The sequence below is a fragment of the Alkalihalophilus pseudofirmus OF4 genome (assembly GCF_000005825.2).
In the GTDB taxonomy this organism is placed as follows: Bacteria; Bacillota; Bacilli; order Bacillales; family Bacillaceae_D; genus Alkalihalophilus; species Alkalihalophilus pseudofirmus.
Window position 1 is genome coordinate 1,656,088 of sequence record NC_013791.2, and the last position, 24,108, is coordinate 1,680,195.

At 38.3% G+C, this 24,108-nt stretch carries 27 protein-coding genes and 1 pseudogene; 3 read left to right on the forward strand and 25 right to left on the reverse strand.

The window, feature by feature from the left end; genetic code table 11:
* Positions 1 to 15 precede the first annotated feature (15 nt).
* The 13 genes and pseudogenes from BPOF4_RS08275 to BPOF4_RS08335 all read right to left on the reverse strand — a co-directional run bounded on the left by BPOF4_RS08275 (position 16) and on the right by BPOF4_RS08335 (position 11,134).
* Entirely contained in the window at positions 16 to 1,191 is a 1,176-nt protein-coding gene (locus BPOF4_RS08275) for an MFS transporter (RefSeq protein WP_012958665.1), read from the reverse strand.
* Positions 1,188 to 2,501 (reverse strand): annotated as a pseudogene (locus tag BPOF4_RS08280) (lysine N(6)-hydroxylase/L-ornithine N(5)-oxygenase family protein). The gene BPOF4_RS08275 and the pseudogene BPOF4_RS08280 overlap by 4 nt, the downstream one beginning before the upstream one ends.
* Positions 2,470 to 3,048, reverse strand: coding sequence for a GNAT family N-acetyltransferase (locus BPOF4_RS08285; protein WP_012958666.1), 579 nt, complete (start codon positions 3,046 to 3,048; stop codon positions 2,470 to 2,472). The pseudogene BPOF4_RS08280 and the gene BPOF4_RS08285 overlap by 32 nt, the downstream one beginning before the upstream one ends.
* Complete coding sequence (locus tag BPOF4_RS08290; RefSeq protein ID WP_012958667.1) at positions 3,023 to 4,867, reverse strand: IucA/IucC family protein; 1,845 nt, start codon at positions 4,865 to 4,867, stop codon at positions 3,023 to 3,025. The genes BPOF4_RS08285 and BPOF4_RS08290 overlap by 26 nt, the downstream gene beginning before the upstream one ends.
* Positions 4,857 to 6,401, reverse strand: coding sequence for a pyridoxal phosphate-dependent decarboxylase family protein (locus BPOF4_RS08295; RefSeq protein ID WP_012958668.1), 1,545 nt, complete (start codon positions 6,399 to 6,401; stop codon positions 4,857 to 4,859). Before BPOF4_RS08295 ends, BPOF4_RS08290 begins: the two co-directional genes overlap by 11 nt.
* 227 nt (positions 6,402 to 6,628) lie before the next feature.
* On the reverse strand, positions 6,629 to 6,829 hold the full coding sequence (locus tag BPOF4_RS08300; RefSeq protein WP_012958669.1) for a hypothetical protein: 201 nt from the start codon (positions 6,827 to 6,829) through the stop codon (positions 6,629 to 6,631).
* An 82-nt stretch (positions 6,830 to 6,911) separates the two neighbouring features.
* The gene (locus tag BPOF4_RS08305; protein WP_012958670.1) at positions 6,912 to 7,265 is read right to left on the reverse strand and encodes a cupin domain-containing protein; all 354 of its coding nucleotides are present in this window, start codon (positions 7,263 to 7,265) and stop codon (positions 6,912 to 6,914) included.
* Positions 7,266 to 7,280: 15 nt separating this feature from the next.
* Entirely contained in the window at positions 7,281 to 7,649 is a 369-nt protein-coding gene (locus tag BPOF4_RS08310) for a DUF4181 domain-containing protein (RefSeq protein WP_081457648.1), read from the reverse strand.
* Positions 7,639 to 8,091, reverse strand: a complete 453-nt coding sequence (locus BPOF4_RS08315; protein ID WP_012958672.1) for a DinB family protein — start codon at positions 8,089 to 8,091, stop codon at positions 7,639 to 7,641. Before BPOF4_RS08315 ends, BPOF4_RS08310 begins: the two co-directional genes overlap by 11 nt.
* A gap of 3 nt (positions 8,092 to 8,094) precedes the next feature.
* On the reverse strand, positions 8,095 to 8,631 hold the full coding sequence (locus tag BPOF4_RS08320; RefSeq protein ID WP_012958673.1) for a GNAT family N-acetyltransferase: 537 nt from the start codon (positions 8,629 to 8,631) through the stop codon (positions 8,095 to 8,097).
* Positions 8,632 to 8,710: 79 nt separating this feature from the next.
* Positions 8,711 to 9,337, reverse strand: coding sequence for an NUDIX hydrolase (locus BPOF4_RS08325; protein WP_012958674.1), 627 nt, complete (start codon positions 9,335 to 9,337; stop codon positions 8,711 to 8,713).
* Between the two features lie 16 nt (positions 9,338 to 9,353).
* Entirely contained in the window at positions 9,354 to 10,079 is a 726-nt protein-coding gene (locus tag BPOF4_RS08330) for an alpha/beta fold hydrolase (RefSeq protein ID WP_012958675.1), read from the reverse strand.
* A 143-nt stretch (positions 10,080 to 10,222) separates the two neighbouring features.
* Positions 10,223 to 11,134 (reverse strand): SDR family oxidoreductase, encoded by a 912-nt coding sequence (locus tag BPOF4_RS08335; protein WP_012958677.1) that lies wholly within the window; start codon positions 11,132 to 11,134, stop codon positions 10,223 to 10,225.
* Between the two features lie 106 nt (positions 11,135 to 11,240).
* On the opposite strand from BPOF4_RS08335, the gene BPOF4_RS08340 reads away from it, so the two are divergent.
* Positions 11,241 to 12,218 carry a helix-turn-helix transcriptional regulator gene (locus BPOF4_RS08340; RefSeq protein WP_012958678.1) on the forward strand — a complete coding sequence of 326 codons (978 nt, stop codon included), beginning with the start codon at positions 11,241 to 11,243 and terminating at the stop codon, positions 12,216 to 12,218.
* 38 nt (positions 12,219 to 12,256) lie between these two features.
* On the opposite strand, the gene BPOF4_RS08345 is transcribed toward BPOF4_RS08340, so the two are convergent.
* The 3 genes from BPOF4_RS08345 to BPOF4_RS08355 all read right to left on the reverse strand — a co-directional run bounded on the left by BPOF4_RS08345 (position 12,257) and on the right by BPOF4_RS08355 (position 15,065).
* The gene (locus BPOF4_RS08345) at positions 12,257 to 12,988 is read right to left on the reverse strand and encodes a class I SAM-dependent DNA methyltransferase (protein ID WP_012958679.1); all 732 of its coding nucleotides are present in this window, start codon (positions 12,986 to 12,988) and stop codon (positions 12,257 to 12,259) included.
* Between the two features lie 95 nt (positions 12,989 to 13,083).
* Positions 13,084 to 14,514 (reverse strand): hypothetical protein, encoded by a 1,431-nt coding sequence (locus BPOF4_RS08350; RefSeq protein WP_012958680.1) that lies wholly within the window; start codon positions 14,512 to 14,514, stop codon positions 13,084 to 13,086.
* Positions 14,511 to 15,065, reverse strand: coding sequence for an RNA polymerase sigma factor (locus tag BPOF4_RS08355; RefSeq protein WP_012958681.1), 555 nt, complete (start codon positions 15,063 to 15,065; stop codon positions 14,511 to 14,513). Before BPOF4_RS08355 ends, BPOF4_RS08350 begins: the two co-directional genes overlap by 4 nt.
* Before the next feature lie 206 nt (positions 15,066 to 15,271).
* Here BPOF4_RS08355 and BPOF4_RS08360 point away from each other — a divergent pair, with 206 nt between their 5' ends.
* Positions 15,272 to 16,084 (forward strand): STAS domain-containing protein, encoded by an 813-nt coding sequence (locus tag BPOF4_RS08360; RefSeq protein ID WP_012958682.1) that lies wholly within the window; start codon positions 15,272 to 15,274, stop codon positions 16,082 to 16,084.
* A 49-nt stretch (positions 16,085 to 16,133) separates the two neighbouring features.
* On the opposite strand, the gene BPOF4_RS08365 is transcribed toward BPOF4_RS08360, so the two are convergent.
* Together BPOF4_RS08365 and BPOF4_RS08370 are read right to left on the reverse strand one after the other, a co-directional pair.
* On the reverse strand, positions 16,134 to 16,697 hold the full coding sequence (locus BPOF4_RS08365; RefSeq protein ID WP_012958683.1) for a peptidoglycan-binding domain-containing protein: 564 nt from the start codon (positions 16,695 to 16,697) through the stop codon (positions 16,134 to 16,136).
* A 121-nt stretch (positions 16,698 to 16,818) separates the two neighbouring features.
* Positions 16,819 to 17,265, reverse strand: coding sequence for a staygreen family protein (locus BPOF4_RS08370; RefSeq protein WP_012958684.1), 447 nt, complete (start codon positions 17,263 to 17,265; stop codon positions 16,819 to 16,821).
* Between the two features lie 179 nt (positions 17,266 to 17,444).
* Between BPOF4_RS08370 and BPOF4_RS08375 the strand changes: the two genes are divergently transcribed.
* Complete coding sequence (locus BPOF4_RS08375) at positions 17,445 to 17,975, forward strand: GNAT family N-acetyltransferase (protein ID WP_041822740.1); 531 nt, start codon at positions 17,445 to 17,447, stop codon at positions 17,973 to 17,975.
* A gap of 285 nt (positions 17,976 to 18,260) precedes the next feature.
* On the opposite strand, the gene BPOF4_RS08380 is transcribed toward BPOF4_RS08375, so the two are convergent.
* The 7 genes from BPOF4_RS08380 to BPOF4_RS08410 all read right to left on the reverse strand — a co-directional run bounded on the left by BPOF4_RS08380 (position 18,261) and on the right by BPOF4_RS08410 (position 24,024).
* Positions 18,261 to 19,550, reverse strand: a complete 1,290-nt coding sequence (locus BPOF4_RS08380) for a DUF4179 domain-containing protein (RefSeq protein ID WP_012958686.1) — start codon at positions 19,548 to 19,550, stop codon at positions 18,261 to 18,263.
* Entirely contained in the window at positions 19,543 to 20,079 is a 537-nt protein-coding gene (locus BPOF4_RS08385; RefSeq protein ID WP_012958687.1) for an RNA polymerase sigma factor, read from the reverse strand. Before BPOF4_RS08385 ends, BPOF4_RS08380 begins: the two co-directional genes overlap by 8 nt.
* 104 nt (positions 20,080 to 20,183) lie before the next feature.
* The gene (locus BPOF4_RS08390; protein ID WP_012958688.1) at positions 20,184 to 20,657 is read right to left on the reverse strand and encodes a hypothetical protein; all 474 of its coding nucleotides are present in this window, start codon (positions 20,655 to 20,657) and stop codon (positions 20,184 to 20,186) included.
* A gap of 97 nt (positions 20,658 to 20,754) precedes the next feature.
* Complete coding sequence (locus tag BPOF4_RS08395; RefSeq protein ID WP_012958689.1) at positions 20,755 to 21,312, reverse strand: putative glycolipid-binding domain-containing protein; 558 nt, start codon at positions 21,310 to 21,312, stop codon at positions 20,755 to 20,757.
* Between the two features lie 225 nt (positions 21,313 to 21,537).
* Positions 21,538 to 22,080, reverse strand: a complete 543-nt coding sequence (locus BPOF4_RS08400) for a hypothetical protein (RefSeq protein WP_012958690.1) — start codon at positions 22,078 to 22,080, stop codon at positions 21,538 to 21,540.
* 153 nt (positions 22,081 to 22,233) lie between these two features.
* A complete protein-coding gene (locus BPOF4_RS08405) occupies positions 22,234 to 22,476 on the reverse strand; it encodes a hypothetical protein (RefSeq protein ID WP_012958691.1) in 243 nt (80 codons plus the stop codon).
* A 3-nt stretch (positions 22,477 to 22,479) separates the two neighbouring features.
* A complete protein-coding gene (locus tag BPOF4_RS08410; RefSeq protein ID WP_012958692.1) occupies positions 22,480 to 24,024 on the reverse strand; it encodes a sodium:solute symporter family protein in 1,545 nt (514 codons plus the stop codon).
* Between the last annotated feature and the right edge of the window lie 84 nt (positions 24,025 to 24,108).

A 24,108-nucleotide genomic window follows, 5' to 3' on the forward strand; every position in this document is an offset into this window, starting at 1 on the left:
CTCTCCTTATAAAAATTATGCTGCTTTGTTTTTTTCTGTTTTAGTACTCATATTAAATGTGAATAACGCAACCATTACGGCTGTTACACATAGAATGCCAGCACCAGTAAGTGGTGAAGCTAGAGTGAATGCAGCGGCTGTACTAGAAGCTGCGAGCGGTGCAATGAGAAGTCCGGCATTCTGAAACATTGAAGCTGCAGCGTACACTTGAACATGATTTGTGCTTCGATTAAAGATAGTCAGCTCTAGTGCGGCTTGTGAGATAATTAAACAAAAGCCGTACACTATTCGACTCGCCCAAAGCCAGATAAGTTGATCTGTCAAGCCTTGCACAATAAGAGTAAATGCTAATACTGCGAGTGTTACGGTAAAGATCAGCGGTGCCCGGTGTTTGCACCATCCCTTTTGTATGAAAGGAAAAGCAAAGATTGCCATTGCACTTGGCATCATAAACAATAAGCTGCCCTCAAAGCTAGATAGCTGAAATTCATTCATAGTGTAAAGAGTGAAATAGGGACGGATCATGTTGTTTGCTGTGTGAAAGAGCAGCAAAATCACACCTATGCCCGCTAGTATAAATCCATGCTTTCGGGTAAAGCCCTGCTTAACCTTTGGAAGGCTGGTCGTATGTGTATTTAAATATCTTAATGTGACAAAGGCAGTGAACCATAATAAAAGTTCAATGGCTGCTAAACCGATGAACAAGTATAAGGGTTGTTCGAGCGCAATGATCCAAGCCCCAGTCAACGTGCCGGTGATCACTGCTGCATGAAATACCATGTGATACATACCAACGACTCGAGTGCGCTTTTTTTCTTCATTTAATTGAATTAATAACGGATAAATAAGAATCAAGCTGCTCTTTCCTATTAATAATAAAACGGTGAATATCATGAATTGAATCTCATGCTGTGATATAGCCATGCATAAAAGCATCACAGCTGAGATCCATTGCCCAGTATAAATGAGGTGCTTTACTTCAAAACGCTTAGACAAAATCCCCCATATTGGGACGGAAATGACGACTGTCAATCTAGCAATGAAGATATACAGGGCCGTAAATTCCAAGTCTTCTACTCCAAACACCTTAGAGAAAAATTGCGGATAAAAAGGTGATAAAATGACATCAGCTAAGATGAAATAGAAGATTAATAGAAAGAGCACAGCTTGCTGGACTTTAGTTGAAGTCACGAATGAACTCCAAAATGCTGAAAAACATTTCGCTTGCGAACAGGGTACACTTCCTTTTGTGCCAGCTTGTTAATGATCACAGCATTACGATAAGCTCCTAACCCTAAGTCAGGTGCACCAACCCCATGTGTATGCATTTCTCCGTTTTGGACAAATAATCTGTTATCGGTCAATTCTTTTAATTTCAATTCATAGTCTTGTGTAATTTGGTAGCGAGCTTCCTGATCCCAATTAATGATCGACTCTACATTCTTAATAAAAGGAGGGATCGGGTGTGAGTATCCCGTCGCTGCTATGATAACCTCGCTTTTATGTTTGAACATCTCATTTTGTTCCCATTGATTGCAATAAACTGTATATCCGTTTTCCGTTTTCTCTACTTCAGTTACTTCCGTTTTAGCAAGCAAGCGGACATCCGGTTTATCCCCGCCGATTGAATGTTCATACAGCAGGTCGTAAATATCTGATATTGTCTGAGCACTGATCCCTTTATACAGCAGGTCTTACTTTGGCAGCTGCGCATCTTTTACTGTTTGAGGCAATCTATAGAAATAATTTATATATTCCGGTGAAAAATGTTCAAGACCAAGCTTTGAGTATTCCATTGGGTGAAATCCTTTTGATCGTGTGAACCAATCAAGCTTGTACTGATAATTAGGCTGCTCCTTTAATAATTCTAGAAATACCTCTGCTGCACTTTGACCTGAGCCAATGACAGTTATTGAATTGGCTTCTCTAAAGCGCTCACGGTGATGTAAAAATTGTGCAGAGTGAAACAAGTCCTTCCCTTCTTGTGCCTTTAAGCTTGCTGGCATGACTGGAGAGCTCCCAACACCCAGTACCACGTCTTTCGCGTAAAAAGTAATATTTTTCCCCGTTTTCATTTGTCTCGTTTCTATTTTGAAGAGCTGCTGTGTATTATCATGTTCAATTGATTCTACACGCGTTTCAAATTGACAATTGGAAAGCTGTTTAGAAACCCATTTACAATAATGGTTGTACTCTCTTCGTGGGATGTGAAATCTCTCAAGAAAATAAAATTTATAGAGCCTGTCCATTTCATGCAAATAATTAAGGAAGCTGTAGTGGCTTTTTGGGTTCACCATGGTAACCACATCTGCTAAAAATGGGACTTGTAAGGTTGTCTCTTCTATCAAAAGGCCGCCATGCCATTCAAATTCTGGTTTTTGTTCTAGGAATATTGTGTTAAGTTCTGTCCCTTCCTCAATAAGCGCTGCTAAGCCTAAGTTAAAGGGACCAAGGCCTATACCTATTACGTCATACACATTGTCCGTTTCTAAATGGAACATCCTTCCACCTCCTGTAAAATACCTCTCGCTCACAAACCATTAAAAGTCCTTTTTTATCAGGCAAATCAATCTCTTTTATAGGTTTAAATCCGCATTTTTTAAAAACATGGATCATCTTTTTATTGCGTATATCTGGCTCAGCTACGATTCTCATCGTTTGTTCCTCGGTAAATTGATAGGCTGTCATTGCGCGCAGTAAAGGCAAGGATAATCCTTTACCTAGATAACATTCAGGGCCGATTAATAAATGGATGCCTTGGTCTGTTTCGTCTGCGTCATAATAATTGGCAATCACATCATCACTAGCCCAGTAACTTTCCCAATAGCTCATTGGGATACCATCAAGTTCGCCAATATATAAAGTCTGGTGTGTATCCGCTAAAAGCTTTTTTAAATGTATTTGATATTGGGCGTACGGAAAGTTCTTCTGCCAAAAAGGAATGACATGAGGCTTGTGATGCCACTCATGCAAACGAGCAGCGTCTTTATCAAACTCAACTTTTCGAAACGTGATGAGATGGTCAAACTCTTCTACTCGGGTATTCACTTGTTATAAGCTCCTTTCTGACAAGAGGATTATCAATTTCGACGTAAACAGACTGAGTTTCTAGTGAACCGGTCAATTCATCCATATCATGAAAGCGAGTAAGTAAATTCGCTTTGCAAGGAAGTGTTTTTTCATATAATAAACTTTCAATAAGCATGGAAGAACTTTTAGCAGGAATCTCTATCTCTAAAATCGCTTCTCGTAATGTCTCTAAAAGAATACTTTCATCTATTAACCGAGCCACTCCGAAAGCGTTGATTAAACCGAGAATATTATTAAAATAAAAATAATAACGCAGCCTCTCATCAGCTATAGCATCCGAGCAAACGGTATTACTCTTTTCACTAATGCCAGGAAGCACTTGGCTTAACTTTTCATAGAAGGATTCCGAAAAGTAGTAGCCTTGATTATCACGATAATAAAACCGGTCAGGATACCCATCTTTTAAATGGATGACACTGTTCTGTTGATGGGCTTCTAATGCAATGCCATGATTTAAGTAAAGCCAAAAAATAGGTTTAAGGGACCTATGGAGATAACGAGTAAACCAATCTACGCTGACTGCTTCAACAGAACGCCCTTCCTTCTCAGCCAAACGTTGAATAATAGCAGCAAGTCTCGAAGGAGGTCCGCTGATTGTATCTTGGCAAAGCGCGGCAATTGGTGTGGCATTCCTAGCTTCTTCTTTATTAAATGGATTTTCTCGTAATATGACCTCAAAGCCTGATTCTTTTCCCCCCTCTAGTTTTACGGTTATGAAGGCCGGATCTTTAATTATTTCAAAATCAGGAAATCTTTCTGCTAGATCTCTTCCTATTTCTGTGTCTAGTAAGTGCTTTACTTCAACTCCTCGTTCTAACTCCATGTTTTTATTGGCGCGAACTGAATTGGTAATCTTTATATTTAAAGAGAATTTAAACATATAATCCTCGTTGGGATGATAGACTGTTCGAACGGAGGAAGTCGGTTGATATGCTGCCCCCTGCTTACCTAGATTTTCAATCAATCCGTCATTAATGGCTTGCTGTACCTTTGGTTTTCTCATTAAATAATCAGCCTGCCATGGGTGAACAGGTATTAATGAATACTCATCTTTCTTGCAGTATTTCTCTTTAAAGTCACTTGAAGTATCTGAATGATCTATAAGCTTCTGCTTTATTAACTGAGTAGTTGTATGCTGCATGGCTGAGCGTTCATATACGAGCGAGTGATGAACACGGAAATAGTTCAGTTGAAACGATCCGCTTAACTCTGGAGAATATTGGGCTGTATCCCACTCGCTGATCCCTTGGCGGCTTTTAGGTGTTGGATGCAATAAATGGCCTAATAATAATGCTTGTTCTGCATCAATAAAATCCATATCGAAAGCAGTTAGTTCATCGGCTTCCTCTAATCTTTCTCGTACAAACATCTCAATATTTTGACAACTTACAATGACTCTCATCATGAGTTCATCTTGAACGCTTGTTGCCCCCCCGCCAGATTCAAGGGTTAATTCTTTAATGACAAGACTTACAAGAGTCAGATAATCAAGCTCAAGCAGGTTGGTCCGCTCCGCATTTTGTGCATAATATAGCGGAAACGAAAAAAGATGTCTCCCGGTGAGCGACCAGTATTTAAGCGGAATAAATAAATCAATATTTTGATAAGCGAGCTTGGTTTGTATTACCTGGCTCACTTCACTATGTTCAATGAGGTGATCATCTGTTAATTCGGTAAATTGACATTTATCAATTAAAGACCCCTTTCCTGTTTCGCGCAGGTAGCAGTTCAAAAAACTTTGAATCGTAGCTTTTTCAGCTATTTGTTTAGCGATCATTGTTTCTACCCCTTTCTTCTACTAGTTGTTTCATTTGATTAATGATTTCTTTGATATCTTCAATTGTTGTCAACGGGTTTAATAGGGTGAATTTCAAGTAAATAGATTCGTTCACTCGGGTTTTTGCTATGACTGCAGCTCCTGATTCAAATAACTTTGTACGTATAAATGCATTTGTATCATTAAGCCAAGCAGTATCCCCTCTATGCTCTTTGGGAAAGTAACGATATACAACTGCATTTATTTCAGGCTGATGAATAATTTCAAAGTTAGGATCCTCTTCTAATAAAGCAGCTGTATGCTGGGCCAGATCTATTGTGTAATCAACCATTTGAGCAAATGTGTCTTTTCCTAACACTTGTAGAGATGCAAATAATTTAAGTGCATCAAATCGTCTTGTTGTTTGGATAGATTTGGTTACAAGATTAGGTATGCCATCATCTTCATCTTCTTCAGGATTTAAATAATCGGCATGAAGTTTAAGGTAGTTGAAATTCTCCTCATTCTTTAATAAAAAAGCCCCGCAGCTGATTGGTTGATAAAATAATTTGTGAAAATCAACCGTGATCGAATCAGCTTCCTTAATTCCTTCTAATTTGTGGCTGTGTTGTTTGCTAAGCATCAATGCCCCGCCATATGCAGCATCAACATGAAGCCAAACATTATATTGTTCCGCAACTCGTGCTATATCGTTAAGAGGATCAATGCTGCCGAAGTCTGTTGTACCAGCAGTTGCGATGATTGCAAATGGAATAAGATCTTCTTTTTCTGCTTGGCCCAGCTTCTTTTTCAGTTTATCTAAAGACATTCGGTGATGCTGATCAGTCTCTACAGGAATCACTGCTTGTTCACCTAAACCAAGCAAGAAGGCTGATTGACGTACAGTAAAATGGGCATCAGCCGAGCAGAAAATTCTCATTCTCCCAGCTTCTTTTGGAAGTCCATTTTGTTGGGTATCCCAATGAAACTCTTTATGTAAAAAATGATCCCGTGCAAGTAATAAGCCCATTAAGTTGGATTGGGTACCCCCGCTTGTGAAAACACCGTTAGCTGTTTTATCTTCATAAAAGAGGTCACGCAGCCACTTCACCATTTTTTCTTCTACGACCGTAGCAGATGTACTTTGATCCCATGAATCCATTGATTGATTGGATGCGCTAATCAGCACCTCTGCTGCTAGAGCGGATGTTAACGGCGGGCAATGCAAATGTGCCAAACATCTTGAATTCGTCACTTGAATGGAGTGCGCAGTAACGGCTTCCCCGATTTTCTCGATTACTTTACCTATTGAGAGACCTCTTTCTGGTACGACATCCGGGAAAGCTAATTCTAAGCCTTGTTTTATGGAAGCTTGAGAAAGTCCGGTGTATGGATGAGGTTGACTAGTTACTATTTGTGAAAACACGTCTTTTGCTGTTTGGATCGCTGCATGATATTCAGACATACCTTCAATATCCTGTTGCGGAAAAAAACGTTTAAAGTGGTTATTGTTTATTAATGTCGTTTTGAATTCCTCAAGCTGAGTCAATCCCATTTCTATCCCTCCTAGTATTTTAAACACCAAAAGATAATGAAAATCATTATCAATAACTCTTGTTGGTTATGTTAGTTTAAGTGATAATCATTGTCAATTGAAAATGGAAATTCAGTAAAATGGTCACCCATTTAGATAAGCACTTTTATCATTTCCACTTATGCTTATCATTACAGTCCTTAATTCATAAAAAAGAACGTGTGTTGACTACTCAACACACGCTCTTCCTAAGCACTTGCACTCTTTTTTTGTTTCAGCTTACGGTACAGGTATAGGCACACCCAGCTGCCAATCAAGGCAATTGGAACAATGAGAAACCGGTAAGGACTGCTCGGTTGAAGCCATTCAATATTCGTATACGGCCCCAAAAACAATAAAATCAATAAAATGACAAAACCAGCTGCTGCACGAATTACATAATCAATCATTAGAAACCTCGCTTATACATTCTTTATTTTATGTAAGTGTATCATTAAAGATAAGCTTATATAAACAATATTTCTTAATGATTTATCGTTTTTTCACCATAAACTCCTCTGGGTTTAAACCAGTAGATTCTATCGAAATAGCCGTCATTCCGTTATCTGTCCTAGTTTCATGCCACTCGCCTTTCTCTAAAAACACTGCATCGCCTTTTTGAATAAAATGTTTTTCATGTTCGGTACGAATCCAACCATCCCCTTCTACAATCAGAAGAAGTTGCGGTACAGCGGCTTGGTGATAGCCAATGAGCCCGCCATTATCCAAATGCATACAGCCAATTTGCACAAGAGAATCAAGCTTTGCGATTCTTGTCATAATGAAATTTGAGTTATAGTATGTTACTTTCAGTCCAGCTGCTTTGTCAAAACGGAATTGCTGCAAATAAATCCCCCCTGATTATTGCAATACAAACACATATACAAGCATGGTTGAAAGACCTATTACCCATAGGGCGCTGGTAATTACATATTGTTTAGACCTCTCCAAGTACTTCCATTCCATGAAAGCATCAAAAGCATTTGATAGGATTAAATAACTAAAGAGATACCAAAAGAATAGCTCGCCAAATTCATCAAGGCTTACTACTGGAATTAATCCAATAATAAATACAATGAGCATGCCAAGTTTCACCCAGTTATAAATCTTTTTCCCACTAGTTTTACTGACATATCGATGTTTTACACCAAGCTTCTTACGCAATACTATCTCTACTAAAAAAATGATGAATGCAACAATAATTAAATATAAAAAAATTTCATGAGTTATTTAGTTTTTCATTGATTTGCTTTAAGTGATGTTGATCATGTTTAACAAAAATCTTCACGAAGCTCTCAGGGGAGAATTGACGCTTGCCTCCACCGATTGTAAAGCGAACATCCGGCTCTAGCTCTGATAAACGTTGAACAAGCTCTTCACGTACATTAGAAAAACGGTCAATAATCGATCGAACGGATTCATTTTCAAGCAATTTTAATCCTTCGCTGTTATGTGAATCATGGTCAGGGAATGCGACTAAATCAGCCCCTTCTGCCATTTGTGGCACCATTTTCTGAAGAATGAAATGATCCCAGTAATACATATGTGCGACGATTTCCCTAACCGCCCACTTGTCTTTGCCAATAGGTTCAGTAAGTGAACTAGCAGGGTAAACAGCTAAGCTCTTAATAGGTTCTATCGTTTGGTGATAGGAGATTAAGGTTTTGTTCATGAGTTAGCTCCTTTCAAAATATTCATCTCTCGTCATGCCATAATACACGACATCATAATATGTACCAGCCCTTGCTAAATGCTGCTTTAAGACCCCTTCTCTCTCAAGTCCGATTTTCTCCATCACTTTCCACGAAGCTGGGTTTATCGTATATGCAGCAGCATAGATCCGGTTAAGACCAGTCTCTTCAAATCCATATGTTAAAAGAGCTTTGGCAGCTTCTGTACCATAGCCTTTGCCCCAATATGGCACGCCAATCCAATAGCCTAATTCTCCTCTATTATGGGTGAGGTTGATATTAATGTTTATCAGGCCAATTAGCTGAGTGGAAGATTTCTCAATAACAGATAGAAGGATGATCTCGCCCTTCTTTTCTTTTTCGGCAACCATTTTAATAAAGTCTTTTGCACCGCCTTTTGGGTAGGGGTGCGGGACATTTGATGTCGTTTTAGCTAGCTCGTAATCGCTCGCTAACTCTTCGATACGCCAGGCATCCTCTAATACTACTGGACGCAATCGTAATCTGCTCGTTTCTATCATCTATTTGCCTCCTAATTAACTCATTTTCTTTAGTATAATTCTTCGATACACGGCGTTTAGCATAACGAGTTGATCTTTATTATTCACATGCATGCCGCCCCTCATCTAGCTCCTTTTTAATCGCTTCTGCAACTTTAATTAAATATTGATTGGGGTGCGGGACAAAGTCTGTTTTCCCTATGCTTTCGTTTTCTTTCCCCTTTTTTGTTACATGTTGAATCTCCAAGGTGCTTTTTAATCCTAGACAGAAATCATAGAAATCAATAAAAGCAGCTTTAACAATCTCTGAAACTTCTTCCTGTTGTAAAGTGAAATGGTCATTGGTCTTTAAAATATATAAATGAACATGTGCAAATTCACGGTCAATAAATGGCTCTGATATGATACAGTCTTTTATCACACCAAGAGAGATCAATCTATCCATAGTCAATTCAATTCCTAATTCTTCATGGACTTCACGCACGCCATCTTCTATTGTTTCATTGGCTGAAATATGACCGGCAGCCGTTATGTCAAACAGACTTGGGAAATCTTTTTTATAATCACTTCTACGCTGAAGATAAATATAATAATGGTCTCCATCCCTGCCTGCCATCCAGCAATGGAACGTTTCATGCCAGAGACCTTTTTTATGTATATCAGCACGCGAGGCGATACCGACTGGTTTTCTTTGTTCATTAACGATTGTTATATGCTCTGTATCCATTATTTGAACTCCTAGTTTATTTACTTTTAATTAATTCTATAATGGTATTGATAACAAACTCTGGCTCATCTTGATGAATGTAGTGGGAAGAGTTCGCGGCAATCATGAACTTACTTCGGGTTGAGATTGCTGCCATTTCTCTTTGTAAATCATGCCAAAACTCCTGTGTTTCCTCTGTGTAATGTGTTTTATTGCCTGCTGAAAGAATGGTTACAGGGATATCAAGAACAGTAAGATTTTTTTCTAGCTGAGCGAGACTTGCTGCAAACTCATCATAAGTCCCTTCAAGCGTAAATTGTTTCTTATACGCTTGCTGAAATTCAGCAGGCATTGATGGCAGAAATCGCTTTTGATAATCAACTGGTGTTGAGTCAATAAGAATCAGCCCATATACATCATGAGGGTATGAACAAGCGAAAAGGCTCATATTTACCCCGCCAAATGAATGCCCGACTAATAGGTACGGTGGCTTTATATCAGCTTTTTCCAAAAGGTCTTTTAACTCATTAATCATCTGTAAGCTCGTTCTAGGATATGTAGTAGATTCACTTTTCCCTAGACCTGCCCGATCATACATAAATACCGATGTTCTAATCTCTAATTCTGCTGAAAGGCTATCCCATGTGGATGAATCGTCACCGTAACCCGCATCCATAATGATGGTTAAATCACTGTCAGGCACATCTGTTCTTTTCGTATAAAAAGTAGTACCTGCTGTCTTTATGTACATTTCCTTAAACATAGTTCCCCTCACAATAAAACCAATATATGTATAGTATACCTTTCTCTGCTATTCTTTTAAATCCTTCATTGATACGACCTTTAATTCGACGTTTTTCAACTAATTTAAAAGCCGCCATAATGGATTGGCAGCTTTTAAAAGCATTATCTATATCCGCTCGCATCAGCTGGCTTCCCTGCTTCCTGTACCTCAACTAAATACCTGAAACAATCAGGTTGAGAGCCATCGATATCGGTAAAGTTATACTTTTTAGCGAGTTCTCCGCTTGAAAAGGATTGACCGTTAAGCTTCTCTTTTTCTTGATCCAATGCAAGTGCACAAACGGCTCGTCCGATATATCTCGGTGATTCTGAAATGACAAAGTGGGGCTCCTCAGCTGCAGCATCCATCCAGTTTTCCTCTCCTACATTGAAAAGTTCAAGCATCAACTCAGAACGCAGCCATCCCGGGGTGAGTGAGACAGCAGTACTACCGTGTGCACCGAGTTCATGGGCGAGGGATTTTGCAATTCGATTGACTGATATTTTTGCTAAATCATAATACATCGATAGGCGGTAATTCTCTTTATTATAATGTTCAGTGCCATCTGTGACTTCAACAACCAAGCCACCTTTATGTTTAATAAGAAGCGGGAGCGCATAATGATTGGTTATGAGATGAGTATCAATTGCGAGCCTCAGAAGACGCAATCCTTTTTCTAAAGAATGCTCCCAAATCGGTGTATTCCACTCAACCAAATGCTCCCCTCCCCATATATCGTTTACCAGAATATCAAGTCTTCCGTGCTCCTTTTCTATCTTTTTGATTAAAGCGTCTACTTGTTGAGGAATAAGATGATCAACCTGCACAGCAATACCGACTCCTCCTAGCTTATGAACAAGTTCTGCTGTTTCTTCAATTGTCTCTGGTCTGTCATATTCTGAGCGTTCCTTTCTTGTTGTCCTGCCTGTGATGTATACGGTCGCACCAGCTGCTCCAAGTTCCATAGCGATCCCGCGTCCAGCTCCTCTTGTCCCTCCTGCAACTAAAGCAACTTTGCCTTTTAAATGTCTCATTTGCAATCTCCTCCTTCTTGAACTATCTTAAGTATACCTATTAATATTGACACCTTATGTCATATTTAAAATCAATTTATGTATTCAGCGAAAGAAGGTTGTTATTGTGCGAGCTGATCGTTTACTATCTATTTTATTCTCTCTACAACAGAATGAAAAAATGACCACAAAAGAACTAGCAACGCAATTAGAAGTGACAGAAAGAACGATCCATCGTGATATGGACGCATTAAGTGCAGCAGGGATTCCTGTGTTTGCAGAAAGAGGAAAGTATGGCGGATGGAAAGTACTCGAGGAATATAAGAAGGCTTTTTCAGGATTAAAAGAGAGTGAACTTAACACACTATTCCTCTCCCCTTCTTCTCACTTGCTTACTGATTTAGGAATCGAACAAGAATGGAGTGAAGCGAGAAAAAAGCTCTTGGCAACATATCCAGCAAAGAAAAAACAAGAATTAACACGCAGCTGGGATCGCATCCATATTGATTCAAGTACCTGGAGAAAAAGAAATGCTATGACGAAAGAAGATGGGCTTAAGGAATTGCAGCAGGCTGTCTGGAATGACGTAAACGTAGAGATTGACTATGAAAAAGCTGATGGCAAACGAAGCACTAGAGTTATTTCTCCGCTCGGATTAGTGGCCAAAGGAAGCACATGGTATGTGGTGGCAGTATCGAATGGGCAGCTGAGGAATTTTAAGGTTTCAAGAATTCATTCTGTTACCCTGTTAAGTGAATCATTTGACCGGCCTGTAGATTTTAATCTTGCTGAGTATTGGCATGAATCTAAACAGAAATTCATCGAGAACTTGCCTAAATATAAGGTGGATATATTCATATCACCTTCTATTGTGAAGCGTTTAACGTTTACTGGACGATTTGTCCAAATCATTAAGATAGATGAGCTGAATGAAGACGGCTGGTTTCCTGCTATACTTTCCTTTGATACAAAAGAAGAAGCAACTCAGTATGTGCTTGGTTTTGGTGGTCATGTACGAATTAATCAACCAGAGGAATTGAAAAAGGAAGTAACACAAATAGCAGCTGCTGTGCTTCGAATGTATGAAAAAGCAAAACAGGAGTGAAATAAGTTCATTCCTGTTCGCTATGTTACCAATTTAAATTAACATTTACTTATAACCATCTTCAGCTTATACTCTCCTTCCTCAAGCAGGTTTGCATCATAAAGATCATTCATATCTACAAATCTTGTCTCTTTAGTGTAGGTTGCTAAGGTATCTACCCAAGTCTTATGACTAAATAGGCCAAGCAGGTGAACGTCATGATGAATGCTGAGCTTCCCGTTTTCACGAAGTAAATAGATCATGGTTGCTTCGTAGGTGTTGTCTGAATTAATATGATTGTTTTCGAGGATGGTAACGTGGATATCCTCTTTTTCAGCCGTATAGGAGAAGTTATTATTTTGAAAGTCTTCTTTTGTATGAATGATGAAAAACATCAACCCGCCTGGCTTTACATGCTTAGATGCTGTTTGGATTGCAGCATGTAAATCTTCAACTGTATTCATATACATAATTGAATCAGGAATCGCCACAATATCAAATTGACGATTAAGATCGACTGTACGCATATCTCCATGTAGGTATGTGATTTCAGGATTGTTTTCTTTTGCTACGTTTAGCATTTCTTCACTTATATCTACACCAGTTACCTCAAAATGCTTTTTAAATTGGGAGTCATGCCCACCTGCACCGCAGCCTAAGTGCAGCATTGTTTTCAACTCTCTAGCAGCATGATCCTTAAGAACTTTTACATAACGTTCTACTTCTTCTGCATACTCTTCTGGAGGGGCAATAATAGGTTCTATCCAAGCTAAATTCTCGTAGATATTCATTTAAATACTCCTTTCAAACAATAACACACGAATAGAGCTGAACGTAAACCAGCTCTATTCGTATAATTATAGCATTCATCATAACCTATCACTTCTTACTCATGCCATTCAAGTGACTCAATAAACATATTTAATCGTTGTGTGTACACTCCCCCGTTATAATCCTCCCGGTCGGCATGCTTATGTTTGTAATACCAGCCGTCTGCCCCTTCAAATAGAGTAATATAGCCGTCGATATGAGTTTCAGGGTTAAAAGCTTCCTCCATCCCGCTGTAATAGCCATAATGGTAAGGAGTGCCTCCCCCTAAATCTTCATAATAGGAAAGGTCAATATCAAAGGATCCGAACATTGTTTGCATGCTGCGCTGAAATGGAAAATCTGCTTTTAACTTACCGAATGCATAAAAGCTGTTTTCAGATACACCATCTTCGGTAAAGCGCCACTCAGTAAAGTGCTCATGCTCGATTTGCTCAATATTTGTCCCGCGAGGAAGATAGCTTGTCAGCTCGAGATCCTCATTTATATATAATTCAACTTCGACATCCTCTACCCCTATGGCACCTACATCTAAGCTTACTATCTTTTCTAACGGGCGCTCGTACTCTGGGTGCAGCTCTTCTTCTGAACCGAAATGAGTGTGAGGTGCCTGGACCCTCAGATGTGAGAACAAGATCCAAGAAACAAACCAGTTTTCTTTATTATATAAAGGCATCTCTGCGGTATAAATCATTTGCTGCCCGAACAAGTCTTCTGTGACGTACAGTTCTGTTAATAATTCATTTTCTTGATCTACGAAAGCGTACATTTTTGTCTTTTCTCGGTCAAATGAAAAAACGTCATTGTATGGGAGAGGAAAATCATGATTCATTCGAATCTCACTAATCACCCTTTCAACAGGTACTTCTGTTACTTCTGAATAAGGGATCTCACTGATTACTCTATCTACCTCCTCTTTAAATTGTTGATCAGTGACCCTTTCGTTAAAGACAATCATATTCAATTTTTCCCCGTCAGGTCCACTAATTAGAATGGAATCTGCCACATCTTCTTTTGTTTCTTCAGTTGTCCATCGAGGTGGCAGGTAGAGTTGAAATGTTTCATTGTATACAGATCTAAAGTTAAATCTATTAATTTCTTCAAACTCCGCAAAAGAAGTTCTATTCAGTATTCGATAAATTAAATTTTCATTTTCTTCAATTTCCCCTGCCTCAATCGTCTCTCCTGCACCTATTAATCCTACTTCCGTAACATCAGGCAATGGCTCGTTACTAACTTCTAACAGGAAAATAGCATTTACTAATAAAATACCTGCAATTCCAGCTGCACTCAATGTAGCTAGAGCCCCCAAAAGATGTCTTCGCTTCCTTTGATGGTAGTGTGATCGTTGAGGTGAGGAACCGTTATTAGGTAATCCTGCTTTGAAGGCCTTTAAGCTTTTATGTCGTGCAGTTTCTGGTAACTGCATGGTTTGTTTTTCTTTGAGAAGTCGTCTTAATTCTTCTTCACTGTACGGTTTATTATTCATCTGCTGCTCACCTCCAAAGAAATCTCTTCAGCTAAGGCCAATCTAGCTCTACGCTGCATTGACTTTACAGCTAAAGAGCTTTTACCCATAATGTCAGCGGTTTCCTTTATAGAGAAGTCTTCGACAAAACGTAAATGCAGGACCGTCTGATAGTGTGTAGGCAGTTTATCCATTTTTTTAAGTACTTCATTGATATGTAAATGTCTTATCACAGTTGTTTCAGCTGATTCATTTTCCCCAGCGAGCGCTGTTAATGTATCAGTCTCCATTGTTATCGAATTCCGTTTCGCAGGTTTTTTACGGTAGTAGTCTATAACCATATTTCTAGCAATTTTAAATAACCAGGTTTTAAATGATGATCGGCCTTCAAAGCGCTCTAATTGTCTTGCAGCCTTGAAAAATACGTCTTGCAGTAATTCTTCTGAGTCATGATAGCTGTTTGTCTGTATATAAATATAATGAAATAACCGGTCGACATAGCGGTTATGCAGCTCATTCACAGCTTCTTCATCACCTGATAGAATTTCACGAATAAGGTCGTGATCATTCATAATGCTAACCCCCCTCTTCCCTTTGTAAGTATAGACGGTATAAAAAGGTAAAAGGTGCGTTAATATGAAATTTATTCAAGCAATATAGTTTTAAAATCATGCACTTACCGTTTTAACAAGGAAAAGATACTAAAATTTGTTTTAATATCTTTTACATTTGTTCATATTCTATTATAATTATAGCTAAAAAGAGAGGTATTTCTTTTATGCCGCACATAAATAAACTTGCAAGTCATATTAAAGAAAATGCATCACAGCTTGCCGAACAGGTTGTTGATGAGGTACTTGCTAAAATAGATTTAATTATTTCAAAAGAAGAGACAGATCTAGCCGTCTGTATGTATACAACTTTTATGAACTTCATTGGTGACACGCTGCACACACGTGAAAAGGGCGTGCCGGCTGAACTCATTGAATGGAGTAAAAGCAATGCGTGGGCGATTGTAGAAGCGGGAGGAAAAGTTTCTGATATCATCGTTCGTTACCCTCCGACGCGTGAAGTTTTTGCTGAGTTGGTAGAAACGTTAAGTGCTCAATTTGAGTTATCTACTCATGACGCACTATATGTTTTAACACGAATTAATGAAATGCTTGATATTAGTTTAGATGAAACGGTCATCGCTTTTGAGAAGTTATCTGATCAGTACAAAGATAAAATGCAAAAAGAAGTAAAAGAATTATCGGCTCCAGTTGTACCTCTGCAAGACGGGGTAGCTGTACTTCCGTTAATGGGCAGCATCACAAAAGAAAGAGCAGATTATATCCAAGAAAAAGTAGTACCTAAAATACCTCAGCTGAATATAGAATGTCTAATCATAGATTTCTCGGGTATATCTACGATTGATGAAACGACAGCTAATCATATTCATCAAATTGGTGATGTGCTAAGGCTGTTAGGCATAAGGATCATTACATCAGGTATAAGTCCGCAATTAGCTTTAACCTCTGTTAAAGGCGGACTAGATATGGCAAGAGTCAGATCCTATTCGAGTGTACAACAGGCTCTTGAACATATTTAAAAAACTGCATTCCCTTGGATGGGGATGCAGTTTTTGCATTGTTAATCTATCAATCATTTAATACCTTATCCATTACTTCTTTGGTTCTCGGTCCAAAGATTCCATCATTAGCTAAAGATGGAAAGCGTTCTTGGAATTTAATAACAGCATCTCTCGTTTGTGGGCCGTATACACCATCCACCGCCACATGGTAGCTCATATCCTTTAAGCCGCGCTGTAATGTCTTTACTGCTTCTCCACGGCTGCCCACTTTCAATACTTCATTAGAAAATCCCCAAGTATTAAATTCTAATGATAATGCTTTGTGAGTGGCGGGGCCGTAAATACCATCATTTTTTAATTCAGACTTTGTTTTTTGGAAAGCTAGGACAGCTGTTTTCGTATTCGGACCAAAGATTCCATCTTCAGTTAGCTCTGCACCCATTTCTCTGTTTAACGCACGCTGCATAATTTTAACGTTTTCTCCGCGTGACCCTTCCTTTAAAGTACCTGATTGAGAAAGGTCAAAAATGTAAGGTACGCTTGCTGCTTGTGCTCCCACACCAGATGGAACACCTGCGGCTAATATTGTGGCTGTTACGATGGCTGCAGAAATCTTTTGCCATTTTTTCATATACAATCATCTCCCATACGTTATTTAATTAATTCACATATGAGACGCGTAAAGAACACTATAAGTTTCAAAAAATAGAAATTATTTAGAAAAATTTACAAATGTGAGGAGGGTGAAAAAATTATAGTTGATAGTCCCTTGGCGTGCCCCACTTTTCGAATGCTTGATATGCGGGATCTTCTGAATCAAATTGAATCCAAATCGGTGCATCATACAAATCTGGATGCGCTTCGAAAAAAGGCGTATCTCCATATACGATGGCTTCTAATGCAAGTGGTAACTCTCGCCTGAAGATTTCATCTCTTATTGTATTAAGTTCTGGTCCGAAATTACCGACATAAACGTATACATGGAGGTAATACGAGTCATTGTAAGATACCCATTCCCCAAGCACTTCATCACGCATTTCAGTTATTTCATCAAACGCAAACTCCTCACCAATTGTTAAAAACAATTCTCCAGTGAAGTCTGAATGAGTCAAAGTGTAGCGCCGGGGTATAATTGGTTCTGTTGGTGTGACTCCTTCTCTGTAATTCACTGTTAATTTATCAGGATCTAACCTTGCCATTTCAACTCCCCCAATCAAAATGATTACACATTAGATTACTATATTCTTTGGATGAATTGTGTGTGTGCGCAATGTAGTATAATGGATAAGGTATACAGTATATTTGAAGGGAATGAACGATGCGCAGATATCAGTATTTTTAACTCACATCAATAAACATTCAGGAGGTAAAAGTATTGATTAAGACAGAATTAGTAACAGAAAGATTATGTTTAAGAAAGATGGATGAAGGTGATGCAGGATCTCTATTTGAGATATGGTCCGATCCAGAGGTAACCAAATACATGGATATTTCATCTTTTACAGAGGTAAAGCAAGCTGAAGAAATGATCTTATTATTGAATCAACTTGCAGATGAAAATCAAGCGATACGTTATTCAATGATTGAATCAGCTTCTAATAAAATCATAGGTTCGTGTGGGTTTAATGTGATTGATCTAGAGAATGAGAAAGTAGAAATTGGTTATGAGCTATCTACATTTTATTGGGGAAAAGGGTTTGCAACAGAGGCTTTAACCGCACTGTTGTCATATGCCTTTGAAACATTGTCCATTCATCGAGTAGAAGCAAAGGTACAGCCTGCTAATCTACCTTCAATTAAATTACTTAATAAGCTGCAATTCAGCTACGAAGGCACGTTAAGGCAAAGCGAAAAAGCTCGAGGATCTTTTGTTGATTTAGCTATGTATTCTAGATTAAGAACGGACTGACCGATTTGTTTTTACTAAAAGTGACAGCAAGTATGTCGATACATGCCTATCTGCAATTGTATATTTTCAAGGCGTTTATGTGTTTATTACGAGCTTTTTTGCGTTGGATCATTGTTTATATGTGTCGATTGCAGAATGAATTGCGCCAGTCTCAATGTATTGCGTCAATTCAACCACGTTATGCGTCGGTGTAGTAATGAATTGTATCTCTTTAAAAGTTCATTGCGTCACTCTAATTAAGCTCAAAAAGGAACTGCATCCACCTTTGCAGTTCCTTTTAACAAGTTATTTAATTGGTATCTCCACGCTCAAATCATACTCTTTCATAAAATGCATTCCTTCGATGTGAAGTGCATCAGCATCTCCAGCTGTTTTGAATACAAGTGTCCGCAACTTCCACTCGTGCCCGTTTTCATCTGCCGTATACGTTTGATTAAGGGTGGTCGATAAAGGAATTGATGCCTCTTCAGAAATGAGGGTTACTCCGTCTAATAATATATCATCTTCTGTAGCTATGATTAGATGAAGCTCGTCTTCTGCTCGATTTATTTCTTTAATCCGCAGACGTTTACCATTCAAATCAATCGTTTCACCTACAAATGAATCCAAATCAACTCTCTGATTCAAACCATCATATCCTACAAATCTTTTCATTTTCAGTTCCAATGTTTCAAGATTTTCTGGTAATGCATCATATCGAATATCAAAGGTATAGCCACGTATGTGAGAGCGGCTGCTGCTTCCGGAGCGTATAACAGGTTTGCCGTTTGCTATTAGTTCGAGCCCCGCGAAATCCTGATTCAATCTTCCATAATTATCTACATTCAATTTCCCTTCAATAAACGTACTAGTCGGGGTGGCTGTTATTGATGTAAAGGTTATTTGACCTTGGTCCACTTTAAATGTTTCATTGATCGGCTGCTTGAGTTGTGTTTGCATCGCTAGATTAGGGTTATACGGAAATGTTATCTTCTTCTCGATTAAAGGTGAATCTTCAATATATTCATGTAAAGTAAGTGTCAGATTTTTCGCAAAGCCGCTGACTGGATCAAATCTCATCAGTCCTTTTATTTCTGTATGATTCTCATTAAATGTGGAAGTTCCGCTGCTTGCATTTGAATTGGTTAGAAAGCCGCTGATATGATGAAGATGAAGCGTGTGAATGGACTCCTCATCTAATCCCTCTTCATTTAAAACGGTGTAATACATTATGAGTTGGTTCGCATCAGTCATCACACCATCAATCGTCAGGATAGAGCCGTCCTCTAAAACGATTTGTTCATCAACATTTTGCCCCATTCCTGCTTCATTTAACTGATTCAATGTGCCAGAATTAAGGTCGTCAAACCCTAAAAACTTCTTTCCGTAATAAGCAAAACCATTAAACTGATAACCTACAAGTACTATAAAAAAGAGTGCTGCAGCTGAGAGTCTCCACATCAGCTTCAAAGGGTTTGCTTTTTTAGGAGGTATGGTAGATAGAGCATCTCGCAGCCTTCCTTCTAATTCAGGCGGCGCTGTGGTAGATTGTAACTCTATTTTTCTCTCTGATAATTGTTTTTCTAATTCATTCATTCACTGCACCCCCTGCTTGCCTTCTGAGTTTTTTTAACCCCTCTGCCACTCTTGATTTGACGGTACCTACTGGAGCATTTGTGATCGTTGCAATCGTTTGATAATCCAGATCATGAAAGTACTTTAGTTCAATTGCTTCTCTTTGATGTTCATTGATATGGCTTAATAATTCTTGAATATCAAGCTGCTGTTCAATTTGGAAATAGGAATGTTGAATTTCTGCAGCTTGATCCTCTGCCTCTTGCCAATCATCTATCAATACCATTTTCTTTCTCTTTGTTAGTGATGTTTTACAATGATTAACTAATATGGTTTTACTCCAACTGTAGAAAGTCTCGTTTTTCTGAAGTTGTTCAATCTTCTCATAAAGAATAACAATCATTTCTTCCATTGCATCCATTGCATCATGCTCATTCCCCATATAAGAGTATGCGAGGCGGTAGAAATCATCTTTTCTGGCCATGATTAATTGAACTAATGCTTCCTTATTACCTTTTTTTGCTTTTGCTACAAGTTTCTTAACATTCATTCCTTCACCTCTCTCAATACTATGACTCGCACAGCAGGTAAAAAGTTCATTTTTTTCTAAAAAATTTCAATATAAAAAGCCCTTCATACGTGAAGGGCTGATCATTATTCGATTTCTTCCCACACAATTTCGATTCCCCATTTTGAAGCGAGCTTTTCTAACTCTTTTTCATAATGAAGATAGCTTTCGTCAGCCGCAACAAACAATTCATCTGAATCCTCATTGCCTAAAAGCCAGCTCTCATTTGCTTCTATTAATAGCTTAAATGCTTGCGGCAGCATCGCATGTACGTTAAGAAGCTCTTCATTTGAATAGTTGTTTCGTAGTTCCTCTGATTGAGAGACTAATTGTTCGAGTGAGAGGATCAGCTTCTCTTCAGTGAAAAGAGCTAATTCTTCTGGATCATCAATGTCCATTTCCTCTTGTATCAGCATCAGATATTCATCTGTAATTCCTTCTGTTTCTTCTAAATAGGTGGTCATCAGAGCAGTTTTGCCAAAGAATGTTTGATAAAGAACATATCCTCCAATTAAAACCATGATAACCGTCCCAATGCTGAATGTTACCTTTTTGTTCAACTTGCTATCCCCTAACTACGTAAAGTGATTACTGCTTCACTCATTATAATGTGTCAGGAAGAATTTGTAATAGGGTGAATGGCCTATTTATTGTAAGTTACAGTAAACGTTCAAACAGCTTCGGAGACCGAAAGACTAAACCGTTGGTATCAACACTTAATGTTTGTTCGAATCTTTTCCCACATTGATAGTGGAAATATCGTAAGCATCCATCTTGGTATAGGAATTTATAGGATTGTGGAATTTTTTTGATTTCAAGAGTAGGAAGGGAAATATAAACGACATCGATAAAGTAGTGATCACTTAATTTCCAGCTTAAGCGATTTATAGGCAAGGAATTAGAAAAGGGAGAGTTTGAAATGTCTATATCAATGGCACCTTTTAGCTTTTGTATAGAATTACCAGCTACATTAAACCAATTACCTTCACCGTCTGTACTTAGAATTAATTTATAGTAGTCATCCACACAGATCTCAACATTCCTTGTAATCCATTTTTCATCAAATTTAATAAAATAGTTGACCACATGGGCTTGTGCAGGGGATGTTGTTTCATAGATCATTGTGCCTTGGGCAGTTAACTCCGCATCTTCAGATGTTAATAAACAGCATTCAAAACCAAATTGTTTTACGTGCTTCCACATCACTTTTTCCATGGTTAGTCTCCTCTCAATTTTAAAACATACTTTGGAGAACTAAAACCGCTAATAGTATTAAGGAAGGGAGATGCTGGTATGAAGCTGATCTGCTAGGCTCTATCACTATTCCTACAAACGTTAACGATTAAAGGTGTTATATCTTTTTACATGTGCTAAATTCTACTTCTTTCCTACATATTCTACCAAAAGTAACAATATACCTTTTTTAAAAATGAATTTTTCTTATCTGTTTTTCTCAATTAGATGCTGGATTGTCTGCAAATGACTGCCATCACTAGTTATTTCATATTGATCAAAATGACTATCATTCATATAATAAGTAGTAGTCTTTGTCTGATATTGTCTATCCCCTAATTCATTTGTGATCACAAAAGTGATTGAGTATTTCAGAGGGTGCTCGTTATGGCGGGCTTCTTTTAATGTCATTTGATTTAAATCAGATAAGATTTTCTCGATTACATCCTTTTCTAATACGGTAAGGCTCACTTCTTTATCATGATTGTCACCGGCCGTATCATAGGCGGCAAGTTCAATTTTTTCAATCGTAGAATTCTGGTTCATATGATTTGAAAATTCAGAAGTGAAGCTAGTGTAAGGAGCTTGAATGACAATAATTATTCCGCTTAAGACTATGAGCCCTACTATTGTAGCTAATAGATATCGACTCTTAATAAACAAGCTGAATAAGGCAGTTAAACCCAAAACAGCTGCAGCTGCTAATATAAATGGAAATAGAGTCCAAGTGAGGTCAAAGAACAGATTCATAAGTCACACCTCCTATTTTATTAAAACTTTCAGCTCAAAAAAGACGACAAACGTGTATGGTTGTCGTCTACATTTCTCTTTAATTTTATAGGATATGCATGCACCTTTCAAATATTTCCTGATTCATTTTTGTTAGATATCAAAATACTTTTATTAAACATTTTCAGATCGCTTTTTCTCTAAAAAATATTCAACCCATGGACGAACGGCGGTATATATGCCGGCGGTTAATAACCAGATAAATGCAAGATAGGTCCAGCCTTGAAAGAATTGCAGGCTATAATTATAACCTGTTACAAACATCACTCCCGGAAAAGCAAATATGAGTATAAATGTTAACGCTAAAGCCCAGCGAGTACACAGCTTTGCATCTTTAATCAGCTGCTTATCATTCATTTCTTACACAACCTCCTTCTTAGCAACCACAATTAATTCTTCTTGTTCATCATCAAAGCTTTTGAAAGAATCTTTCATTGCTTCAAAGTCAAATTGTTCATTAGACATAAGCGCATGGCCGATTGAAATGACACCGCTGACGATAAAGACAGTCAGGTTGCCGAACAGCATAGAATGAAGATGGCCAAGTGATTCAACATTTATTGCACCATGCATAACATATGCAGAAACATTCCAGACAGTCACTCCAGAGACCATACCGAGTAATGCCCCCCAGAAGCAGCCATTATTCGTTGCTCGCTTCCACAATAGGCCGATCGTTAATGGAATGACCGCACCACTAACAAAGATCCCCATTGCCATATAGACGAAACCAAGGCCTATACCGATACTAAATAGCAATATAGAAAAGAAACCCATCGCTAAACCGAAACTTAACGTAACGATGCGAGATACTTTTAAAGTCTTTGCACTGCTTGCTAACGGGTTTATTGATTTACGGTAAATATCTGTGACAATAATATTCGTAATGGCTGTTAATTCAGCAGCTCCTGTTGACATGACAGCCATAAACAGCATCACTAAAAATAAAATTGAGCCAACCGTTCCCAGTACATGAGCTGCCATTAATGGTGCTGATGCATCCGGGTCCCCTACATTTAAACCTAAGCCGGCAGCGGTTACACCGAGGAATGTAGCGATAGCAAAAGGAATGGAAAACCAAGCAATCCCACCGTAAATGTATGCTTTAGAAGCGGCACTGTCCTTACTTGCAATGGCTCGCTGCCAGTAAGATTGATCAACAAATACGGTTCCGAAGTTTCCTATAATGTTGATCATTCCAAATAATAAACCTGGAATCGACGCCATTGTCAGCATTTGCTGTGATTCAGGAAGAGAACGTAACCCCTCATATACGGTTTGAACACCGAATTGCATATAAACTGCAGCAGCAAAAATCGTTAAGATAACAAAAATCATGACTGTGTTTAAATAATCGGCAATAAATGAAGCTTTCAAGCCGCCAATCATTGTATAGATGGTGAAGGTTAAAGGAATTAAAAAGGCCGCTATGTAAATATTCATTCCAGTTAATGAGTTAAGAGCGATAGCCCCTCCTAAAATAACCATGGATGTTACAATTATGTTGGTCATTAAGGCAAAAACCATCATTAATTTATGATTATTCTTGTCAAAACGTTTTCCGATAAATTCAAGAAACGTGTGAGCTTTAGGTGCTTTCCGTTTTAAGTGAATCGCAACGATTGCAAATAACAATACTTGAATACAAGCACCAGCTGCATACCAATAAGGACCGCTTATTCCGTATTGAAAACCTGTCGATGATGACATCATTAATGTGGCTGCCCATGTCCAAGCGGCAATAATAGATGCGCTTGCCAGTCCTACACCAACATTCCTGCCTGCCGTGCTGAATTGTTCCGCTGTCATAGCAGTCTTTCGTCTGCGCTGCATTACAATGGTCAAGATGGTAAAAAAACTGCCAAAAATGAATAAAATCAAATACCCCGTGGACGTTGATAACATAAACTCTCCTCCAATTTTTTTAATCGTCATACCGCTCTTTAAAATGTCTGATAATTTAAAATACTTCTAATGGAGTTTAGTATA

What these genes read in the sequence shown, in the direction of transcription:
- BPOF4_RS08290 (WP_012958667.1), bottom strand. Translation starts at nt 4,867, where the DNA reads ATGATCGCTAAACAAATAGCTGAAAAAGCTACGATTCAAAGTTTTTTG.
- BPOF4_RS08295 (WP_012958668.1), bottom strand. Translation starts at nt 6,401, where the DNA reads ATGGGATTGACTCAGCTTGAGGAATTCAAAACGACATTAATAAACAAT.
- BPOF4_RS08300 (WP_012958669.1), bottom strand. Translation starts at nt 6,829, where the DNA reads ATGATTGATTATGTAATTCGTGCAGCAGCTGGTTTTGTCATTTTATTG.
- BPOF4_RS08315 (WP_012958672.1), bottom strand. Translation starts at nt 8,091, where the DNA reads ATGAACAAAACCTTAATCTCCTATCACCAAACGATAGAACCTATTAAG.
- BPOF4_RS08320 (WP_012958673.1), bottom strand. Translation starts at nt 8,631, where the DNA reads ATGATAGAAACGAGCAGATTACGATTGCGTCCAGTAGTATTAGAGGAT.
- BPOF4_RS08325 (WP_012958674.1), bottom strand. Translation starts at nt 9,337, where the DNA reads ATGGATACAGAGCATATAACAATCGTTAATGAACAAAGAAAACCAGTC.
- BPOF4_RS08330 (WP_012958675.1), bottom strand. Translation starts at nt 10,079, where the DNA reads ATGTTTAAGGAAATGTACATAAAGACAGCAGGTACTACTTTTTATACG.
- BPOF4_RS08335 (WP_012958677.1), bottom strand. Translation starts at nt 11,134, where the DNA reads ATGAGACATTTAAAAGGCAAAGTTGCTTTAGTTGCAGGAGGGACAAGA.
- BPOF4_RS08345 (WP_012958679.1), bottom strand. Translation starts at nt 12,988, where the DNA reads ATGAATATCTACGAGAATTTAGCTTGGATAGAACCTATTATTGCCCCT.
- BPOF4_RS08350 (WP_012958680.1), bottom strand. Translation starts at nt 14,514, where the DNA reads ATGAATAATAAACCGTACAGTGAAGAAGAATTAAGACGACTTCTCAAA.
- BPOF4_RS08355 (WP_012958681.1), bottom strand. Translation starts at nt 15,065, where the DNA reads ATGAATGATCACGACCTTATTCGTGAAATTCTATCAGGTGATGAAGAA.
- BPOF4_RS08360 (WP_012958682.1), top strand. Translation starts at nt 15,272, where the DNA reads ATGCCGCACATAAATAAACTTGCAAGTCATATTAAAGAAAATGCATCA.
- BPOF4_RS08365 (WP_012958683.1), bottom strand. Translation starts at nt 16,697, where the DNA reads ATGAAAAAATGGCAAAAGATTTCTGCAGCCATCGTAACAGCCACAATA.
- BPOF4_RS08370 (WP_012958684.1), bottom strand. Translation starts at nt 17,265, where the DNA reads ATGGCAAGGTTAGATCCTGATAAATTAACAGTGAATTACAGAGAAGGA.
- BPOF4_RS08380 (WP_012958686.1), bottom strand. Translation starts at nt 19,550, where the DNA reads ATGAATGAATTAGAAAAACAATTATCAGAGAGAAAAATAGAGTTACAA.
- BPOF4_RS08385 (WP_012958687.1), bottom strand. Translation starts at nt 20,079, where the DNA reads ATGAATGTTAAGAAACTTGTAGCAAAAGCAAAAAAAGGTAATAAGGAA.
- BPOF4_RS08395 (WP_012958689.1), bottom strand. Translation starts at nt 21,312, where the DNA reads ATGGAAAAAGTGATGTGGAAGCACGTAAAACAATTTGGTTTTGAATGC.
- BPOF4_RS08400 (WP_012958690.1), bottom strand. Translation starts at nt 22,080, where the DNA reads ATGAATCTGTTCTTTGACCTCACTTGGACTCTATTTCCATTTATATTA.
- BPOF4_RS08405 (WP_012958691.1), bottom strand. Translation starts at nt 22,476, where the DNA reads ATGAATGATAAGCAGCTGATTAAAGATGCAAAGCTGTGTACTCGCTGG.
- BPOF4_RS08410 (WP_012958692.1), bottom strand. Translation starts at nt 24,024, where the DNA reads ATGTTATCAACGTCCACGGGGTATTTGATTTTATTCATTTTTGGCAGT.